The 19,655-nt window shown below is 56.9% G+C and carries 15 protein-coding genes; 9 read left to right on the forward strand and 6 right to left on the reverse strand.

The genetic code is table 11. The features are described 5' to 3' along the window. The first annotated feature begins 161 nt into the window (after positions 1-161). Both AC13DE_RS18120 and AC13DE_RS18125 read left to right on the forward strand, forming a co-directional pair. On the forward strand, positions 162-1,493 hold the full coding sequence (locus AC13DE_RS18120) for an alpha/beta hydrolase family protein (RefSeq protein ID WP_446297226.1): 1,332 nt from the start codon (positions 162-164) through the stop codon (positions 1,491-1,493). A gap of 12 nt (positions 1,494-1,505) precedes the next feature. Then, the gene (locus AC13DE_RS18125; protein WP_483048621.1) at positions 1,506-2,231 is read left to right on the forward strand and encodes a sterol desaturase family protein; all 726 of its coding nucleotides are present in this window, start codon (positions 1,506-1,508) and stop codon (positions 2,229-2,231) included. Between the two features lie 20 nt (positions 2,232-2,251). Here AC13DE_RS18125 and AC13DE_RS18130 read toward each other — a convergent pair whose 3' ends face one another. The 4 genes from AC13DE_RS18130 to AC13DE_RS18145 all read right to left on the reverse strand — a co-directional run bounded on the left by AC13DE_RS18130 (position 2,252) and on the right by AC13DE_RS18145 (position 6,839). Then, positions 2,252-3,751, reverse strand: a complete 1,500-nt coding sequence (locus AC13DE_RS18130) for a replicative DNA helicase (RefSeq protein WP_446297224.1) — start codon at positions 3,749-3,751, stop codon at positions 2,252-2,254. 158 nt (positions 3,752-3,909) lie between these two features. Continuing rightward, entirely contained in the window at positions 3,910-4,590 is a 681-nt protein-coding gene (locus tag AC13DE_RS18135; RefSeq protein WP_446297223.1) for an orotate phosphoribosyltransferase, read from the reverse strand. A gap of 117 nt (positions 4,591-4,707) precedes the next feature. Further along, complete coding sequence (pyrC, locus tag AC13DE_RS18140; RefSeq protein ID WP_483048622.1) at positions 4,708-5,748, reverse strand: dihydroorotase; 1,041 nt, start codon at positions 5,746-5,748, stop codon at positions 4,708-4,710. 113 nt (positions 5,749-5,861) lie between these two features. Next, positions 5,862-6,839, reverse strand: coding sequence for a phosphoadenosine phosphosulfate reductase (locus AC13DE_RS18145; RefSeq protein WP_483048623.1), 978 nt, complete (start codon positions 6,837-6,839; stop codon positions 5,862-5,864). A 284-nt stretch (positions 6,840-7,123) separates the two neighbouring features. Between AC13DE_RS18145 and AC13DE_RS18150 the strand changes: the two genes are divergently transcribed. Next, positions 7,124-8,044 (forward strand): AAA family ATPase, encoded by a 921-nt coding sequence (locus AC13DE_RS18150; protein WP_483048624.1) that lies wholly within the window; start codon positions 7,124-7,126, stop codon positions 8,042-8,044. A 75-nt stretch (positions 8,045-8,119) separates the two neighbouring features. Next, positions 8,120-9,376 (forward strand): vWA domain-containing protein, encoded by a 1,257-nt coding sequence (locus tag AC13DE_RS18155; protein WP_446297219.1) that lies wholly within the window; start codon positions 8,120-8,122, stop codon positions 9,374-9,376. Between the two features lie 3 nt (positions 9,377-9,379). Here AC13DE_RS18155 and purL read toward each other — a convergent pair whose 3' ends face one another. Continuing rightward, positions 9,380-11,539 (reverse strand): phosphoribosylformylglycinamidine synthase subunit PurL, encoded by a 2,160-nt coding sequence (gene purL / locus AC13DE_RS18160; protein ID WP_483048625.1) that lies wholly within the window; start codon positions 11,537-11,539, stop codon positions 9,380-9,382. Between the two features lie 252 nt (positions 11,540-11,791). Further along, positions 11,792-12,697 carry a LysR family transcriptional regulator gene (locus AC13DE_RS18165; RefSeq protein ID WP_446297217.1) on the reverse strand — a complete coding sequence of 302 codons (906 nt, stop codon included), beginning with the start codon at positions 12,695-12,697 and terminating at the stop codon, positions 11,792-11,794. Between the two features lie 246 nt (positions 12,698-12,943). Here AC13DE_RS18165 and AC13DE_RS18170 point away from each other — a divergent pair, with 246 nt between their 5' ends. From AC13DE_RS18170 to ccmE, 5 genes are all read left to right on the forward strand, one after another. Then, a complete protein-coding gene (locus tag AC13DE_RS18170; protein WP_483048626.1) occupies positions 12,944-16,360 on the forward strand; it encodes an indolepyruvate ferredoxin oxidoreductase family protein in 3,417 nt (1,138 codons plus the stop codon). Positions 16,361-16,434: 74 nt separating this feature from the next. Then, entirely contained in the window at positions 16,435-17,298 is an 864-nt protein-coding gene (locus AC13DE_RS18175; protein ID WP_483048627.1) for a lysophospholipid acyltransferase family protein, read from the forward strand. Between the two features lie 35 nt (positions 17,299-17,333). Beyond that, entirely contained in the window at positions 17,334-18,143 is an 810-nt protein-coding gene (gene murI / locus AC13DE_RS18180) for a glutamate racemase (RefSeq protein ID WP_446312997.1), read from the forward strand. Between the two features lie 33 nt (positions 18,144-18,176). Next, positions 18,177-19,205: an N-acetyl-gamma-glutamyl-phosphate reductase gene (gene argC, locus AC13DE_RS18185; protein WP_483048628.1), complete on the forward strand. Its 1,029-nt coding sequence runs from the start codon at positions 18,177-18,179 to the stop codon at positions 19,203-19,205. A gap of 6 nt (positions 19,206-19,211) precedes the next feature. Then, a complete protein-coding gene (gene ccmE / locus AC13DE_RS18190) occupies positions 19,212-19,655 on the forward strand; it encodes a cytochrome c maturation protein CcmE (RefSeq protein WP_446297212.1) in 444 nt (147 codons plus the stop codon).

Below are 19,655 nucleotides of genomic sequence, written 5' to 3' on the forward strand. Positions count from 1 at the left end.
CTCAAAAAAAAAACTGACGGCGATGGGGCGTGCAACGCAGATGACATATTGCCGTAACGAAACTTTTGCATCGCGCTTGCATGGTGCGACGAACAAGATAGCGTGGTACTGACAAAAGTCAGGTTGCGCAAAGTAACCTATACAAAAAGGGAGGAGACCTAATGCGTTCCCAGAGATACCTGCTGGCCCCTGTGCTTGCCATGATGGCTGGGCTGACGGCCCCGATGGCGATGGCGGAAAACCGGATCGACACACAGCTGCCCAACGCGCCTGATATGGCTGCTTACGGCAATATGGGGGTAGGCGTGCGCCAGATCGATCTGGTCAACACCGATCAGATCGATATCCTGGCGATTGATCCAAAAGCCCCCAAGCCGGAAACCATGCCGCGCTATGACCGCCCACTCGCTGTCGAAGTCTGGTATCCAGCCGCGGATGGTGCGACCGGCGACACCGCGCTCAAAGCCTTTATTCGTGACGGCAAGACCGAAGTCACGCTTCAGGGCAAGGCGATGCGCGATGCGGAACCGGCACAACCCGATGCAGCCTATCCGTTGGTCATCATCTCGCACGGATATCCCGGCAACCGGTTCTTGCTGTCACATCTCGCGGAAAACATCGCGTCCAAAGGCTATGTCGTCGCGTCGATCGACCACACTGATTCAACCTATCGCACCAAGGCCGCGTTTGGGTCGACTTTGGTGAACCGGTCACTGGATCAACTGTTCGTGCTGAACGAAATGGCGCGGATGTCTTCCGAGGACGGATCGTTTCTGAAAGGGTTGGTCAACACCGATGATACCGGGCTGATCGGCTATTCAATGGGTGGATACGGTGCTGTCATCACGGCGGGCGGCGGTGTGACCGAAGCGTCTGTCGGCTTTGGCTGGGGTGGCCCGCACGGCACACTGGCGATTCATCAAGCAGGGTCCGACACCCATAACAAACTGCCTGACCCGCGCATAAAAACCGCGGTTGCAATTGGGCCTTGGGGAATGAACACAGGGTTCTGGGATGCCGAAGGGCTGAAGGGCATAAAGATCCCAATGCTCTTCATCGCCGGCTCCGAGGATATGGTGTCACTTTATGAGAAAGGCGTGCGCGCCATATGGGAGAACGCAAGCAGCGTGGACCGTAGCCTGCTTACCTTTGAAAACGGTGGCCATAACACAGCCGCCCCCATGCCCGCACCGGAGGAATCGTTTCGTGATGATGCCGATCTCGGGTTCAACGTCTCTTCGCATTATACTGATCCGGTTTGGGATACGGTCCGTATGAACAATATCGCGCAGCATTTTATCACGGTCTGGCTGGGCAAATACCTCAAGAGCGATGCCGCTATGGACGACTATCTTGACCTGGTCGAGAATTCCAACGACGGGGTTTGGTCAATGAACGAAGACGGGACGCCGAAAGAAGACCATACCTATTGGAAGGGGTTCGACAAGGACACCGCCAAGGGTCTGCGGTATGAAACCAAGTCGCCAGAGTAAGGCCTTCACCCGATGATGCGTTTGCGTATCATGTTTTCGCATGCCGCCGTCATTGTCATGGCGGCGGCATGTGCATCGGGTCTGATCGTGCTTGCTGTGTACGCTCCGCTGTGGGTGTGGGCGCTGGTCCCTCTCGGGGTTGTCGCGCAGATAGTTAACGAATACAATTTGCACCGGTTTGTGTTTCATCTACCCCCGCCGCGCCGCCAATGGGCGTTTGATCTGCTTTATGTCGCGCATTACGGGCATCATGATTTCCCGACCAACACGAAACTGTTCTTCGTACCGATCTGGGTCGCGTTGCCCATGCTTTTGGTCAATGGTTTGGCCCTGTGGGGCATTCTGGCGCTGTTTGGTGTCAGCCAGGCACTGTGGGTGGCGATCGCCATTGTGCCCGTCGGGGGTGTGCTGACCTTTCTGGGGTATGAATGGTTCCACATGACAGCCCACGTCAACGTTCCCAAAAGCCAAGTAGAACGCTATGTCACCCGGCTGCACAATCAACACCATTTCAGGGATTTCGGAAAGTGGTTTCACGTCAGTCCAGGCGGCGCGATCATCGACCGTGCAATGGGTACGGCCATAGACCGCGATGCCTTGAAACATCAGCAACGGATCGAATTTATCCGAACCTTGGGTCTGGCACCTGATGATCCGCGACTGGTCGCCGCCCGGCACAGGTTTTCCGGCAAATATGGTCTTTCATCAGCGGAAATAGCGCGCGCGGCACATGTCTAAGGTTCAGGCAGGGGCCGAGATCAGAACTCCTGACCCCCGCCGTTGCCGTTTTGCCAGGGCTTCACAAGGTTTCCAAATCGGGTAAACCGACCCTCAAAGCTAAGCTCTACGGTGCCGATTGGGCCGTGACGCTGCTTGCCGATGACGACTTCGGCGCGACCATGCAGACGCTCCATTTCCTCTTGCCAGATCGCCATCTTGTCCAGTTCATGATCGCCGGGTTTTTCGCGCTCTTTGTAGTATTCCTCGCGGAACACGAACATGACCACATCGGCATCCTGTTCGATGGAACCGGATTCACGCAGATCCGACAGCTGCGGGCGCTTGTCTTCGCGGTTTTCAACCTGGCGTGAAAGCTGTGACAGGGCGATGACCGGTATATTCAGCTCTTTGGCGATCGCCTTGAGCCCCATGGTAATTTCCGAGATCTCGTTCACGCGGTTTTCGTTCTTTCCGGTACCACGAACCAGTTGCAGATAGTCGATGATCAACACATCCAGCCCGTGGGTCCGCTTTAGCCTGCGGGCGCGTGCCGCCAACTGGCTGATCGGCAGGGCCGGGGTGTCGTCAATATAAAGCGGGCAAGCCTCAAGCGCTTTGGCCGCGTCGACGAAACGGCGGAACTCGGTCTCGCTCATATCGCCGGATCGAATTTGCTGTGACGGAATTTCCGCCGCTTCCGACAGGATGCGCGCAGCGAGCTGTTCTGCGCTCATCTCAAGGCTGTAGAAACCGACCACGCCGCCCTCGACGGCACCTTGGGTGCCGTCATGCAACGTGCCGCGACGATACGCCTTTGCTACGTTAAAGGCGATATTCGTCGCCAGCGAGGTTTTCCCCATTGACGGGCGACCGGCAAGAATAAGCAGGTCGGACGGGTGCAGGCCCCCCAGTTTTTTGTCCATGTCGATCAGGCCCGTCGAGACACCTGACAGGCCCCCGTCACGCTGGTATGCGGCATTTGCCACGTTCACAGCATCCGTCACCGCCTTGAGAAAGCTTTGGAATCCGGTTTCGGTTTGGCCTTGTTCCGCCAATTTATAAAGCTGCTGCTCGGCCTCGACGATCTGTTCGCGCGGTTCGGACGCGACGTCGACCTGTGCGGCCTTCGCGGAAATGTCGCGGCCCAGTTGAATGAGATCCCGCCGCACCGAAAGATCATAGATCATCTGTGCATAATCGCGCACGGCAAAGGCACTGATGGCAGCCCCGGCGAGGCGTACAAGATAGGCCGGGCCGCCCAGTTCCTTCAGCCCCTCGTCGTCTTCCATGAACGCCTTGAGCGTGACAGGCGATGCAAGATTGTTCTTGGCGATCCGGGCGCTGGCGATCTCGAAGATGCGGGCATGCACCGGGTCATAGAAATGCTTGGGGCCAATGATCGATGCCACACGATCATAGATGTCGTTATTGGTTAGAATGGCCCCCAAAAGCTGTTGTTCGGCCTCAATCGAATGAGGCATGGTCTCGGCTGCCTGAACAGTCAGTTGATTGCCGTTGATGCTGGAAATCTCGTTCATACTACCTGGTGTCCCACCTGTTATCTGCCCAGAGCTTCTCATATCCGAGCCGACGACCGACCTGCAAATTGTATAACTTGTGGATAACCTGAATTATGCGCTAGTGGACATTATATAGCATGGTTTTGCGTGTAACGATACTACATGTTGACGTTTCATCACTTGTTTTTTCGGGCGTCCTGCCAATCCCGGGGTGCGTTGAGGAAGGTCTCAACCTCGGCCAGGGTTGCTGCATCGAACGCCGCCTGTGCCTTGGCTTCGGCAAGTACATCCCACCAGGTGCATAGGCTGTGCAAGCTAACACCATGGTCGCCAAGCGTCTTTTCGGTCTGCGGAAAAATGCCGTAATAGAAGATCACGGCGGTATGGGCGCATGATGCCCCGGTCTCGCGAATCGCGTCGACAAAGCTGATCTTCGAGCCGCCGTCCGTGGTCAGGTCTTCGACCAAAAGCACACGCTGTCCCGGCGTCATTTCACCTTCGATACGGGCGTTGCGTCCATAACCTTTCGGCTTTTTGCGTACATATGTCATCGGCAACGCCATCCGTTCGGCGATCATCGCGGCAAAGGGTATCCCGGCGGTTTCGCCGCCAGCCACGTTGTCAAACGCCTCGAACCCCGCATCGCGCATCACTGTCACGGTCAGAAAGTCCATCAAGGTTGCCCGAATGCGCGGATAGCTTATCAGTTTGCGGCAATCGATGTATGTGGGGCTCGGCAGGCCCGACGCCAGAGTAAACGGATCCTCGGCGTTGAAGTGAACGGCCTTGATCTCGAGCAGCATCCGCGCGGTCAGACGCGCCATTTCTGTTTTATCTGGATAGCTGGAAGGGATCATGTGCAGGTGTCCTGTGGTTAAAGCTGTTCTGGTTTTGCGCCTTCAAATACTCCCGGACGCAGTTCAAAGTCTATGGGTGCAGCGCGGATACCCCCGACAATCGGCGCAGATCAGGAGCTAGGTTGCCTCTACCGTCCAGTTCAGAGGCATCAGAGGGTCAAAAACCGTAACCGGTCCCTCGGGCGTTTCGATGTGGTCGGGATAGTGCACTGGCGTACGGATCAGCGTTATCGTCGTGTCGTTTGGAGGCAGTCCGTAAAACGCCGGGCCGTTCCGCGAGGTGAATGCCTCGAGCTTGTCCAGCGCATGTTCCTGCTCGAATACCTCGGCGAGAATCGACAGGGTGTTCGGGGCGGTGAAACATCCGGCGCATCCGCAGGGCAACAGCTTGTTCGCGTCCGTGTGCGGGGCTGAATCCGTCCCCAGAAAGAACCGGGTATCGCCGGACGTCGCGGCAGCCCGCAGCGCTAGACGGTGTTCTTCGCGTTTGGCCACCGGCAGGCAATAATAATGTGGCTTGATGCCACCGGCCAGAATGTGGTTTCGGTTGATCACCAGATGATGCGTCGTGATCGTCGCCCCCAGTCCGGAACCGGCAGAACGGACATAGTCGGCGGCATCAGCAGTGGTAATATGTTCCATCACCACCTTGAGCCCGGCGTGACGGGCGCGGATCGGGTCAAGCACCCGCTCGATAAACACCGCCTCGCGGTCAAAGATATCGACCTCGGGGTTCGTCACCTCACCATGGGTGCATAGGGGCAGACCAATTTCGGCCATCCGTTCAAGCACGGGGGCAACCTTGTCAAAGTTCGACACCCCGCTGGCGGAATTCGTGGTCGCACCGGCCGGATATAGCTTTACCGCCTTGATCAAACCGCTGGCATGGGCCGCCGCCACGTCATCGGGATCGGTGTCTTCGGTCAGATACAGGGTCATCAGGGGGGTGAACTGCGACCCTTCCGGCAGCGCGGCCAGGATCCGGTCCCGGTATGCCGCGGCATCGGCGCTGCGCACCACGGGGGGAACAAGATTGGGCATGATGATCGCGCGGGCAAAATGGGCAGCGGTATAGGGCAACACCGCGCGTAACATGTCGTGGTCGCGCAGGTGCAGGTGCCAGTCGTCAGGGCGTATAAGCGTCAAGGTCTGTGTCATGCGCGTTCGCTAGCATAGCGTCGCTTGCGGCGCTAGGGGGCGCGGGGGCACGTCGGGGGTATTTGTTCCCTCAACAGGCGACGAATCGAAACGGTAGCAACGCAGCGCTCTCACTATCCGTTTTTGCTGATGTTACGGTTCTGGGCTTCGTCTTGCGCCTGCTCCATCACCATCTCGGCCTCAAGCAGCTTTTGCTTGCGTACAAAGCGCGGCGCTTGCATGCGGGCATTCACATGGCGGCACAGATGCAGGATCAGCTTTTTGCGGTCATCCGCTTCAAGTGTCACCAGCAAGGTCTTGAGATAGCTGCGGTGTTCGCGCCGTGATCGATACAGCCTGGCAAAATTAAGACGGGTCAATTTGCCCGCGGCTGCAAGGCTCAACACTGTTTCGAACTGATCAAGCTGAAGCAGGTCTGACTGCAACGCGAGCCCCATATGCCGCATCCTGAGCTTTGTTACATTGGGACGGGTGAACAGGCTCGCGTGCATCGCGTCCAGCGCCACGTTTGGGTCGTAAAGAATAAACGCCGCTTCGGCAGCTTCCAGCATATCGGGTGCATAGCCGAACCTAGAGCCGAAATCGGTTCTGCGCATTTCCTTGAAGCGGTCGTCCCACTCCGCTATGCGCGAATCCAGAGTTGCCTGCGGCTGGATCGCCACCACAGTGGCACCGGGTGCCGCAACGGAAAAGGCAGCTGCACCGTACCCGCCCGGTCCCGCGCCATAGAATATCACTTTTTCAAACTCATCAAAGAAGCCATCATCGATCAACCGGTCAAAAAACGCATATACGTTTTCGTCCCGAAACCAGGTGTCACCTTCGGACGCGATACACAGATGCGACCATCCGTAGGTGCGCACCATCTCCCAGCCCAAAGGGTGCGACATGGCGGATAGCGACCGCATGCCGCTCAAAGATTCGAAAGTGACAAGCAAAGTGGGTTTGCGTTCAACATAAATGGCATGATGTTTCGCCCCAAGTGTCTGATAGTATCCGGAGTCTTCGGCGATTTCCGCGATGGCGAGCAACCATTCAGCCTTGGGAAGGTCAGCCAATGAGGTATCGATCGTAAAGGGTGCCTCGATCATGGTTGTGTCCTTGCTTGGAATGGCGCGCAGATCATATGCGCTGTTGGTCACTGGCTATAAAAATATTGCGGCAGAAATGCGGAAAAATGTTGCGCATTTTAGGTAAGGTTGCAGAGGTTGCGAAGAATGTGCAATCGCCCATGACGGGCCGTTGACCCGGATGGCGTTCTCTCGAGACATGCGCCCCAGATAAGAGAACGCTGATCAAATCGGACCGACAGCCTTACATGCACTTGACCCCGGCGGGATCAAAACGCACCCTGACGTTCTAAACAGGAGCCCCTATGACAGAACCCATGTCCATCGATACCGTGCAGACTTTGCTTGAGGGACAGGGGTATGTCAGCGATCGCGCCCTCGCGACGGTCGTTTTTCTAAGCCTGAAGCTCGGACGCCCCTTGTTCCTGGAAGGTGAGGCGGGCGTCGGCAAGACAGAAATAGCCAAGGCACTGGCAGCCGGCCTGGATCGAAAGCTGATCCGTCTGCAATGCTACGAAGGGCTCGATGCGTCGTCGGCGGTATATGAATGGAACTTTGCGGCCCAGATGGTCGCCATCCGTGCCACCGAAGCCACCGGACATGCCGCCGACAACTCACGCACGGCACTGACGGCAGAGCTTTTCAGCGAAGAATTCCTGATTGAACGCCCGCTGCTCGAGGCGATGCGCCCCGATGAACGCGGGGCACCCATTCTGCTTATCGATGAACTTGATCGTACCGACGCCCCATTCGAAGCGTTCCTTCTCGAAGCGCTCAGTGATTTTCAGGTGACGATTCCCGAATTGGGAACCATCAAGGCACCAGAGCCACCCATCGTGGTCCTGACCTCCAACCGTACCCGCGAGGTGCATGATGCGCTCAAGCGCCGTTGCCTGTACCACTGGGTGGATTATCCTGATTTCGACCGCGAAATCGAAATACTCGCAGCCAGGGCCCCGCACGCCTCAGAGGCGCTCAGCCGCGAGGTCGTCGCCTTTGTTCAACAGCTGCGCACCGAAGACTTGTTCAAAAAGCCAGGCGTCGCTGAAACCATCGACTGGGCAAAATGCCTGCTCGCCCTCGACGTCATAAACCTCAGTCCCGAAGTAATTTCGGACACGCTCGGCGCGATCCTGAAATACCAAGATGATATCTCCAAGCTGCAAGGCTCTGAAGCCAAGCGCATTCTCGACCAAGCCAAAGCCAGCCTGGATCCGGCAGGATGAACGCTGGCGCCCTTCCAAATGGTTCATCATCCTCGGGGGTATGGGGGCAGACAGCCCCCATGACTTGATTTCATCATGGAGCACCTCCCGCTTGATTTGCCAGATAACCCCAGGCTTGCCGGCAACATCACCCATTTTGCCCGCGCGTTGCGACGTGCCGGATTGCCGATCGGGCCGGGACGGGTAATCGACGCGATCCGCGCGGTCGAGGCCGCGGGGTTTTCCAACAAGATCGATTTTTACTGGACGTTGCACGCTTGTTTTGTGAACCGGCCCGAACACCGCGCGATATTTGCGCAGCTTTTTCGGCTCTATTGGCGTGATCCGCGTTATCTCGAACACATGATGGCAGCGATGCTCCCCGCTATCCGCGGTGTCCAGGAAGACCGACCCGCCCAGGCCGCGGAAAAACGCGCTGCCGAAGCGTTGCTGGATGGTGCCCAGGCCCCCCAGGACGACGACCGCCACGACGAAGACGACGAGGATACCCGGATCGAAGCCGACGCCAGCCTTACCATGTCGCGCAAAGAGCGTTTGCGGACACTGGATTTCGAACTGATGAGCCTTGCAGAAATGACCGAGGCCAAACGGATGTTGGCGCGTCTCACCTTGCCGGTAAAGCCAATGCCGTCCCGGCGCAGCATGGTATCTTCTATCGGGGGTATCGACGTGCCGCGCACCATGCGCGCGGCGTTGCGGCGCGGGGGGGATCTGCACAGCCTATCGCTCAAAAAGCCGCGCCTGCGGTATCCTAACCTGGTGGTGCTGTGCGATATTTCCGGTTCAATGAGCCAATATTCGCGCGTGGTGCTGCATTTTCTGCATGCGGTCAGCAACGCGAAAGGCGCGGGCTGGGCCAAGGTCCACGCATTTACCTTCGGCACGCGACTGACCAATATCACGCGTCATCTCGCCGCCCGCGACGTTGACGCGGCTCTCAAGGCGGCGGGTGCCGAGGCGCAGGATTGGGAAGGCGGCACGCGTATCGGAGCCAGCATAGAAGCTTTCAACCGTGACTGGTCGCGACGGGTGATGGGGCAGGGCGCGGTAGTGCTGCTGATCACCGATGGCCTCGACCGCGATGCTCCAAACGAGCTGGCGCTGCATATGCAGCGCCTCCACCTGACCGCACGTCGGTTGATCTGGTTAAACCCTTTGCTGCGATGGGACGGGTTTGCGCCAAAGGCCGCTGGCATTCGCGCCATGCTGCCTCATGTTGACAGTTTTCGGGCGGGGCATTCGATTGCGTCGCTCGAAGAACTTGCCGGGGTGATTTCCCGCCCGGATGATCTGGGCGAGAAAACGCGACTTATGGCAATGATGGGCGACTGACCCTCAAGCAAAGGTTTTTTCGAAAGCACCGCGATACGTGGCAGACATTTCCGCCAACGGCGCTTTGACGCCACCAAAGCTGATCTGATCCCCGCCAAATTTTCCGACAGATTCCAGATGCAGACCTGCATTTTGTGCGTTGACCATCAACGCTTCGGCTTGATCGAAGTTGCATGCGATCAGATAGCGTGCCTGATCCTCGCCGAACAACGTCTGGGTGTCTCCGGAATCGAGGGTCACGCCAACCCCGGCCTCTTCGGCCAGTTCAAAGGCGGCGAGCGCAAGGCCGCCATCCGACAGGTCGGTGCAGGCTTTGATCAACTCGCGGTTTTCGCGGATAAAGGTTCCGTGTGCCTTCTCCAGCGCCAGATCTACATGAGGCGCGTCGCCATCGCGACGACCGAATACCTCCAGCAGCAGGGCGGATTGGCCCAGATGACCCTCGGTTGTGCCCAGAACCAGCGCCACATGCCCTTCGCGTACTTCTTTGCCGATGATCTGGTCGGTATGTGTCAGCAGACCTACGGCACCGATAGTGGGGGTAGGGAGAATGCCGACACCGTCGGTTTCATTGTAAAGCGAAACGTTGCCGGACACGATCGGCATGTCCAGCGCTGCGACCGCTTCGCCGATGCCCCGAAGCGCCCCGACGAACTGCCCCATGATCTCGGGTTTTTCGGGGTTGCCGAAATTCAGGTTGTCGGTCGTGGCCAAGGGCAGGGCGCCTACGGCGCACAGGTTGCGGTAAGCTTCGGCCACCGCTTGCTTGCCGCCCTCATAGGGGTTGGCCTTCACATAGCGCGGCGTCACGTCGGACGTGAAGGCCACGGCTTTGTCGGTCCCGTGAATTCGCACGATGCCCGACCCCAGACCAGGGGTCCGGGCGCTGTCGCCCATCACCATGGTGTCATATTGCTCGTATACCCACGCTTTTGATGCGTAGTTGGGGCTGGATATCAGCGCGTTAAGCCCATCGATCGGGTCAATGCCAGGTACATCGGACAGTGGCGTGGCCGCGGGGGTTTCGATCCAGGGGCGATCATATTCCGGAGCGTTGCCAGACAAAGCCTTGAGAGGCAGGTCGGCTTTAAGCTCGCCGTTATGCATGATCAGGAACCGGTCTTCGGCAATGGTTTCACCGACGATAGCAAAGTCTAGGTCCCATTTATCGAAGACGGCCTTGGCCTGGGCTTCAAGTTCCGGGCGCAAGACCATCAGCATGCGTTCCTGGGATTCCGACAGCATCATCTCGTATGCGGTCATGGCGTGTTCGCGTGTCGGCACCTTTTCAAGATCAAGCCTGACGCCGAGATTGCCCTTGTCGCCCATTTCCACCGCAGAGCACGTCAGCCCCGCAGCGCCCATATCCTGGATCGAGATCACAGCACCTGTCGCCATAAGCTCTAGCGTCGCTTCCATCAGGCGTTTTTCAGTAAAGGGATCACCCACCTGAACGGTGGGGCGCTTGTCTTCGATGGTGTCGTCGAATTCGGCGGATGCCATCGTCGCACCACCCACACCGTCCCGACCGGTTTTTGCACCCAGGTACACCACGGGCATACCCACGCCCGACGCCGCCGAATAAAAAATCTTGTCCGTATCGGCCAAGCCGGCAGCAAACGCGTTCACAAGGCAGTTGCCGTCATAGGCGGTATCAAACCGGACTTCGCCGCCAACCGTGGGCACCCCGAAGCAATTGCCGTAGCCCCCCACACCTGACACGACGCCATGAACAAGCTGTCGGGTCTTGCGGTGGTCGGGGGACCCGAAGCTGAGCGAGTTCATCGCCGCGATAGGACGGGCACCCATGGTGAATACGTCGCGCAAGATACCGCCTACCCCGGTCGCGGCACCCTGATAGGGTTCGATATATGATGGGTGGTTGTGGCTTTCCATCTTGAAGACCAGCGCCTGACCGTCGCCGATATCCACGATACCTGCGTTTTCCCCGGGGCCGCAGATGACTTGCGGGCCGGTGGTCGGCAAACTGCGCAACCATTTCTTGGAGGACTTGTAAGAGCAGTGCTCGTTCCACATGGCCGAAAAAATGCCCAGCTCGGTAAAGCTTGGCTCGCGCCCGATGATATCAAGTATCCGCTGATACTCGTCCGCGTTTATTCCATGGCTGGAGATCAAATCTTGGGTGATGGCTGGTTCGGTCATGATGCACATATTTCCCTAGCAATTTGGGCGTACTCTTAGATCAAGCGCGGCGCGGGGAAAAGGCCAAAGGGAAACAGGCCATCCAGTCAAAAAAAAGGCCGAGCGCGAGGCTCGGCCAAGTCCAACAGGGAGGTATGAAGAGACAGCCGTGAGGCGTCCGTCTTCATAAAGCTCAATTAGGTGGCAGTTGTGCACGGATCAAGACAGGAATTGAATAAAATGAGCATGCCCGCTATGCGCATTTCGCATAGCTCAAAGGTTTGCCTTCTCGCGCAGCAGTTTTCGATGGGTGATAATCTCGTCTTGGACAAAATCCTTGAACGCTGCGACCCGTTTCGATGCGCGCAATTCTTCGGGATAGGCAAGAAAGACCGGCACGTCGGCAGATTCGGTGTCGGGCAGCACCTGTACCATTTCCGGAAAGTCCTGAATCAGGTAATCCGGGAGCACCCCGATCCCCAGGTTATTGATGACAGCCTGGAGCACTCCGAAATAATTGTTGACCGTCAGCATCGACCGGACATCGTACATCATCAGTTGTTGAACCAGCTGTAACCCGGCATTGACTTGGTTGCTGTCGGTATTTTGGCAGATCAACCGGTGTTCGGACATGTCCTCAAGCCGTTGCGGTGTACCGTTGGCCGCCAGGTAGGCCGGTGACGCATACATACACATCTTGATCATCATCAATTTTTTGCGGACCAGATCAGCCTGTGATGGTTCTTTCATGCGGATCGCGACATCAGCCTCGCGCATCGGCAGGTCCAGCACGCGTTCCTCCAGCATCAGGTCCACCCTGAGGTCGGGGTATTTCTCGTACAGTTTTGTCAATCGCGGAGCGAGCCAAAGCGTGCCAAACCCCGTCGTCGTCGTGACACGGAGTTCGCCAAAGACCTCTTCTTCGCTGTCGCGAATACGCGCCGCAGCTGTATCGAGCCGCTTGGTCATCGCGACAGTGGCATCGAACAACAGCTCGCCCTGCTCAGTCAGGATCAAACCGCGGGCATGGCGGTGGAAAAGATTGGTGTTCAGCTGTTCTTCAAGGCCGCGGATCTGCCGGCTCACCGCCGATTGCGACAGGTTCAGCTTGTCACCAGCATGGGTCAGGCTGCCGGCGTCTGCGACCGCATGAAATATTCTGAGCTTGTCCCAATCCATGAGGACCACCTTTTCCCGCTGTGGCGCATTTCGCACGAACAACCGTGTCTGCGCTTATTATTGACCAAAAACAAGTCTACGTCACGTTTAGCCGCATTAAATAGGCGCTCTTGTATTGCTCGCAACCATTGAAGCCTTATTTCTGAACTATCTTGGGCAAGGGCTGATACACAACGCTAGACAGGTCAGCTTTTGTGACCTAGTATTACCCTATCGCTATTGATTGCTCGTACGGGAGGACGCGCCATGGGTACGCAGAAGATTTCACTGAATGATCGCTTTGACCTTGAGAAGTCTCCGGTGCTGTTGAACGGCACGCAGGCGTTGGTTCGAATGATGATGATGCAAAAAGCCCGTGATCGCGCAGCGGGGTTGAACACGGCCGGATACGTGACTGGTTATCGCGGGTCGCCTCTTGGTGCGGTCGATTTGCAGATGGAACGGGCAGCCAAATCTCTGGCCGCATATGACGTGATTTTCGAAGCCGGGCTGAATGAAGATCTTGCCGCAACCGCGCTTTGGGGCACGCAGCAGGCTGAATTGCGCGGCGAAGGCAAATATGACGGTGTATTTGGCTTGTGGTACGGCAAGGGCCCCGGAGTGGACCGGTCGGGTGACGTGATGCGCCATGCCAACATGGCCGGATCGTCGGCGCACGGTGGTGTGTTGATGGCAATGGGGGATGACCATACCGGCGAATCCTCTACGGTCTTGCATCAGTCCGAATGGGCAATGATGGACGCTTATATGCCGATCGTCAGTCCGGCGGGTGTTCAGGAGATCATGGATTACGGCATCTACGGCTGGGGGCTGTCGCGGTTCTCGGGTCTGTGGGTCGGCTTGAAGACTATGAAGGATACCGTTGAAGCGACATCGGTGGTCGATGGTGACCCGCATCGGATGCGGTTGGTCACGCCGACATACGATATGCCTGAAGGCGGGTTGAATATTAGGCTGATAGACACCCCCCACCTCCAAGAGGCGCGGATGATCGACCACAAGCGCTTCGCGGCCGAAGAATATAGCCACGCTAACAAGATGGATAAACGCATGTGGGGTAAACCCGGTGCGAAGATCGGTTTCGTGGCTGCCGGTAAGAACTGGCTTGATCTGATCCACGCGATGAGCCTGCTTAACATTGATGAAAACGAGGCCGAACGGCTAGGGATCACCCTTTACAAAGTAGGGCAGACCTTCCCGCTGGACATGAGAGGCTTCCACGCTTGGGCAGAGGGTCTGGATCTGGTCGTCGTCGTGGAAGAAAAGCGCAAGCTTATCGAAATACAGATTAAGGAAGCGTTGTTTTCAGACACCCATCGCCGCGTGTACGGCTGGCACAAGGGCGGCGGTGCCGGGCTTGAACATGGTGAAGAGCTGTTCCCGACCCGTGCGGCATTAGACCCTATCTGGATCGCCGAAAAGCTGGGCGGTATCCTCATCGAGGAAGGCCGGAACACCGATGGTATCAAGGCGGGAATGGAATCGCTTGATACCGCACGCCGTGCCGATAACGCAGAGGATATCGCCGCGCGCACCCCGTATTTCTGTTCCGGCTGTCCGCATAATTCGTCCACCAAACTACCCGAAGGCAGCCGTGCCTATGCGGGCATCGGATGTCACTATATGGTGCAATGGATGGACCGGGAGACCACCGGTTACACCCATATGGGAGGTGAAGGGGCCAACTGGATCGGCGAATCGCATTTTTCAAAGCGCGATCATGTGTTTCAGAACCTTGGCGACGGTACCTATAACCATTCGGGCATTCAGGCGATCCGGGCCGCGGTGGCAGCGCGGACCAACATCACCTATAAGATTCTCTATAACGATGCGGTCGCCATGACAGGTGGTCAGCACAACGAAGGCGATCTGGACGCGCCGCGAATAGTTGCAGAGCTAAAGGCGATGGGCGTCGGGAACATCGCCGTGGTCTACGACGAAAAAGAGGACGTCGACAAGAATGCGTTTGATGGCGTTCCATTGTATGAAAGGGCTGAACTGCAATCGGTTCAGAACAATTTTACCCAGCACAAAGGCGTCAGCGCTATTGTCTACATCCAGACCTGCGCCGCCGAAAAACGACGCCGCCGCAAACGGGGACAGTTTCCGGACCCTGATAAGCGGGTGTTTATCAACACCGATGTCTGCGAAGGCTGTGGCGACTGTGGTGTGCAATCAAACTGTGTTTCGATTGTGCCCGCAGATACCGAACTAGGGCGCAAACGTGCGATTGATCAATCGTCGTGCAACAAGGATTATTCCTGCGTCAAAGGGTTTTGCCCGTCTTTTGTGACGTTGGAAGGGGCTAAGATCCGCAAGGACCCGACGACCGAAGTTAAAATTCCGGAGCTTCCCTATCCGGTTCTGCCCGTAATCCACGGGACGCATAACGTGATCATTACCGGTGTAGGCGGGACGGGTGTTGTCACCATCGGCGCTGTACTGGCTCAGGCTGCACAGCTTGACGGTAAAGGCGCAGGGATGATGGAAATGGCCGGGCTTGCCCAAAAAGGCGGTGCGGTGCATATCCATTGCCGCATTGCCAATCGTCCCGAAGATATCAGCGCCATTCGTGTTGCCACCGGTGAGGCCGACGCCTTGATCGGCGGCGATCTGGTCGTTTCGGCGGGTACCAAAACCCTTGGTTTGACCCGCGCTGGGCGTACCGGCGCTGTGGTGAACTCGCATCAGATCATCACCGGCGATTTTACTCGCAATACAGAATTCCAGATGCCCTACGACAGGCTGACCTTGGCTTTGGAAGCCCGGCTCAAGGAGGACGTGGCCTTGTTCGACGCGTCCGATCTTGCCAAGGCGACCTTGGGCGATTCAATTTATTCCAACATGATGATCTTTGGCGCTGCCTGGCAACGGGGATTGGTGCCGCTGTCTTTGGACAGCCTGCAAGAGGCCATAAAATTGAACGGTGCGGCGGTAGAACGTAATCTGCGCGCGTTTGAACTGGGTCGCTGGGCGGTGTTGTTTCCCAAGGAAGCTGCCAATCTGTTGTGCCCTAACATCATCAAGATGCCGAAATCACTTGAGGACAAGATAGATTATCGTAAAAAACACCTGATTGCGTATCAGGGCAAGGGGCTGGCCAAGCGCTATGGCGTGCTAGTCGATAGCATCGAAGACGCCCGTCTGCGCGAAGCCGTCGCCTTAGGATACCACAAGCTGTTGTCTTACAAGGATGAATACGAGGTCGCCCGCTTGCTCAAATCGACCCGTGAAAAAGTTGCGCAGGAATTCGATGGCAATCCCAAAATGACGTTCAACCTTGCGCCACCGGTTCTGTCGAAAACCGGTTCCGACGGACGGCCCGTCAAACGGACCTTCGGAGAGTGGCTGGAAAGACCGCTGGGTATGCTTTCGCGCATGAAATTCCTGCGAGGAACGCCGTTTGACCCGTTCGGCCATACGAGTGAGCGGAAAATGGAGAGGTCTTTGATCCGCCAATACGAGGCGGATATGAAGGAAGTATTGCCCCGGCTTACGGACGCAACCCGCGATGCGATCATTGCTTTGGCTGAACTCCCCTTGCAGATCCGCGGGTTTGGCCCGGTAAAGCAGGCCAACGAGGCAAAGGCCGCAAAGCGTCGCGAAGAGCTTTTGGCGACGATCCGGGCAGGAGGGTCACATACCGCAAAAGCGGCAGAGTGATGGGATATGTCACGCCTGTTTCATGAAAGTACGGTAAGGCGTGTGGTGAACAACCGCCCATGAAGGAAACTGCTTTGTCGTATTCAGGTTGCCAAACCGCGCGGGACCTAAGCTATGCCGATACTTCAAAGTCCCGGTATGGCAGGTCGATTATCCGGTTGATGGAAAATAGTACGGGCCGTCAAAAGCTGATAAAAAGGGCGGTCGGCTATGAAGCCGAGGTGGCACAGGGGCAGGGCTTTTTCGAAGTGATGGCGCGCCGCTATGGTTTGTCATTGCAGGTTGACGCCGGAAGTCTGACCCACATACCACGCAGGGGCCCTGTTATCATGATAGCAAACCATCCATACGGTATACTGGACGGTTTGATGATGGGTCGGATTTTGTCGCACAGACGCGATAATTTCAAAATTATGGCCCATTCCGTTTTCAACAAGGTGCCGGAGCTGAGTGACAAGTTGTTGCCGATCAGTTTTGATGGCGACAAGCCGGCGCTGGCGATGAACCTGGATACCCGCAGGACGGCGCTGGATTATCTTACGCAGGGCGGTGCAATCGGCGTATTTCCCGGTGGCACGGTAAGCACGGCGGCCCGCCCGTTTTCCGAACCCATGGACCCGAGTTGGCATGGCTTTACCGCAAGGATGATCGCTAGATCACAAGCAGTGGTCATTCCGGTCTATTTTGACGGACATACGAGCCGGTTGTTCCAGATCGCCAGCCATCTTAACCATACGTTGCGCATGGGTCTACTTGTCCAGCAGTTCAGAAAACGGGTCGACAAGCCTGTGCGTGTCGTCATTGGCGAACCGATCGGCAGGAATGTGCTGAACCCGCTGATAAAAGAGCCAAAAGCGATGATGGATTTCCTACGCAAAGCCACGTATGAGTTGTCACCAAGGCCCACAAAATCATTCGGTTTGGGGTTGGAGTTCTAGCTCGGCATCATGCCGACAGGTGACGGCAAGGTGACATGGCAGTTGGTATTTTTGATTCAGGACTAGGTGGGCTGACCGTATGGGATGCTGTACAGACGCAGTTGCCCGAGGTCGATTTCGTGTATCTGGCTGACAGCGCACATGCGCCTTATGGTGTGCGAAACGCGGACGACATCTATAACCTGACCGTCGCCGCGACGCAGCGGTTGTTCGATGCCGGGTGCGATCTGGTGATCCTGGCGTGCAATACCGCATCGGCGGCAGCATTGCGCCGGATGCAGGAAAACTGGGTACCCTCTGACAAGCGCGTTCTGGGTGTGTTCGTGCCATTGATCGAAGCCATGACCGAACGGCAGTGGGGCGACAATTCACCCCCCCGAGAGGTCGACCTTAAGCACGTGGCTTTGTTCGCGACCCCGGCAACTGTGGCCAGCCGCGCTTTTCAACGCGAACTGGCGTTTCGGGCGATCGGTGTGGATGTCGAAGCGCAGGCCTGTGGCGGTGTCGTCGACGCCATCGAGGACGGGGACTTTATCCTCGCGGAAGCGTTGGTGCGCAGCCATGTGGACGCGCTAAAACGCAAGATGCCGCACCCGGAAGCCGCGATTCTGGGCTGCACACACTATCCGCTGATGCAGGAAACCTTCCAGGATGCGCTTGGGGCAGATGTGAAGGTGTTCAGCCAAGCCAACTTGGTCGCCCATAGTCTGAGCGATTATTTACAACGGCATCCCAAGATGTTGGGCGGCGGAGAGGCTGCATTTCTGACGACTGGCGATCCCAAGAAGGTCAGTAGCCGCGCCACACAATTCTTGCGACGACCGCTTACCTTTCAGGCCGCCTAATCTTTACACCAGTTATTCCGAACGGAACCCGACATGACACATAACATCGCCATACTTGGTGCCTCTGGATACACAGGGGCGGAGTTGATCCGGTTGATCGCGAACCATCCCAACATGCAGATCAAGGCTTTGGCCGCCAATTCAAAGGCCGGCCAACAGATGGCCGACGTGTTTCCGCATTTGCGTCATCTGGATTTGCCCGCCCTTGTCACAATCGAAGAGATCGACTTTGCCGACATCGACCTGTGCTTTTGCGCGTTACCGCACAAAACAAGCCAAGAGGTCATTGCCGGCTTGCCAAAAGATTTGAAGGTCGTCGATCTGTCTGCGGATTTTCGGCTGCGTGACCCCGAGGCCTATACAAAGTGGTATGGCAACAAACATGCCGCCGTCGAACAGCAAAAAGAAGCGGTATACGGGCTGACAGAATTCTATCGGTCCGAGATCAAGCAGGCGCGTCTGGTGGCGGGAACGGGATGTAATGCAGCCACAGGTCAGTTTGCGCTGCGTCCCTTGATCGAAAAGGCGGTGATTGACCTTGATGACATCATCCTGGATCTTAAATGCGCTGTTTCCGGTGCGGGACGGTCGCTGAAAGAAAATCTGCTGCATGCAGAATTGTCCGAAGGCTATCATCCTTATTCGGTCGGCGGAACGCACCGGCATCTTGGTGAATTCGATCAAGAATTTTCGGCAATTGCCGGGCGGCCCGTGAAAGTGCAGTTCACGCCACACCTTATTCCGGCGAACCGTGGTATCCTGGCGACCGTGTATGTCAAAGGCGATGCGCAGATTATCCATGACACCTTCAAGACCGCATATGAGGCTGAGCCGTTCATCGAGTTACTACCTTTGGGCGAAACCCCCAGTACGCGCCATATTCGCGGGTCCAATTTCTGCCACATCGGCGTTGTGGCCGACCGTATCGAGGGCCGGACCATTGTAGTCGCCGCATTGGACAATTTGACAAAAGGGTCTAGCGGGCAGGCGTTGCAAAATGCTAATCTGATGTTAGGTCTCGACGAAACCGAGGGGCTGATGATGGCTCCGCTTTTCCCTTGAGGTTGCATGAAAAGTCTTAAAAAGCAGCGTCGCATCCAGATTATCGGTGTAGCCGTCGTGGCGTTGGTGCTGTCTACGGCACTGATCGGATATGCCATGCGCGACGGCATCAATTTCTTCCGCGCGCCTAGCCAGGTGATCGCAGAGCCTCCGGGGCCCGGCGAGGTATTTCGCATTGGCGGGTTGGTCGAAGAGGGGTCGCTGGTGCGCAGCGACGGCAAGACGATACGGTTTTCCGTAACCGATGGGGGTGCCGTCGTACCGGTGGTCTATACCGGCGTTCTTCCGGATCTGTTTGAAGAAAAACAAGGCATGATCGGCACGGGGCGTTACATCAACGGTACCTTTGAAGCCACTGAAATACTTGCTAAACACGACGAAACCTATATGCCAAAAGAGGTCGTGGACGCTCTGAAGGCGCAAGGTGTGTATGTCGCCCCCGAGGGGTGA

The sequence above is a fragment of the Sulfitobacter sp. L-8 genome (assembly GCF_056859255.1).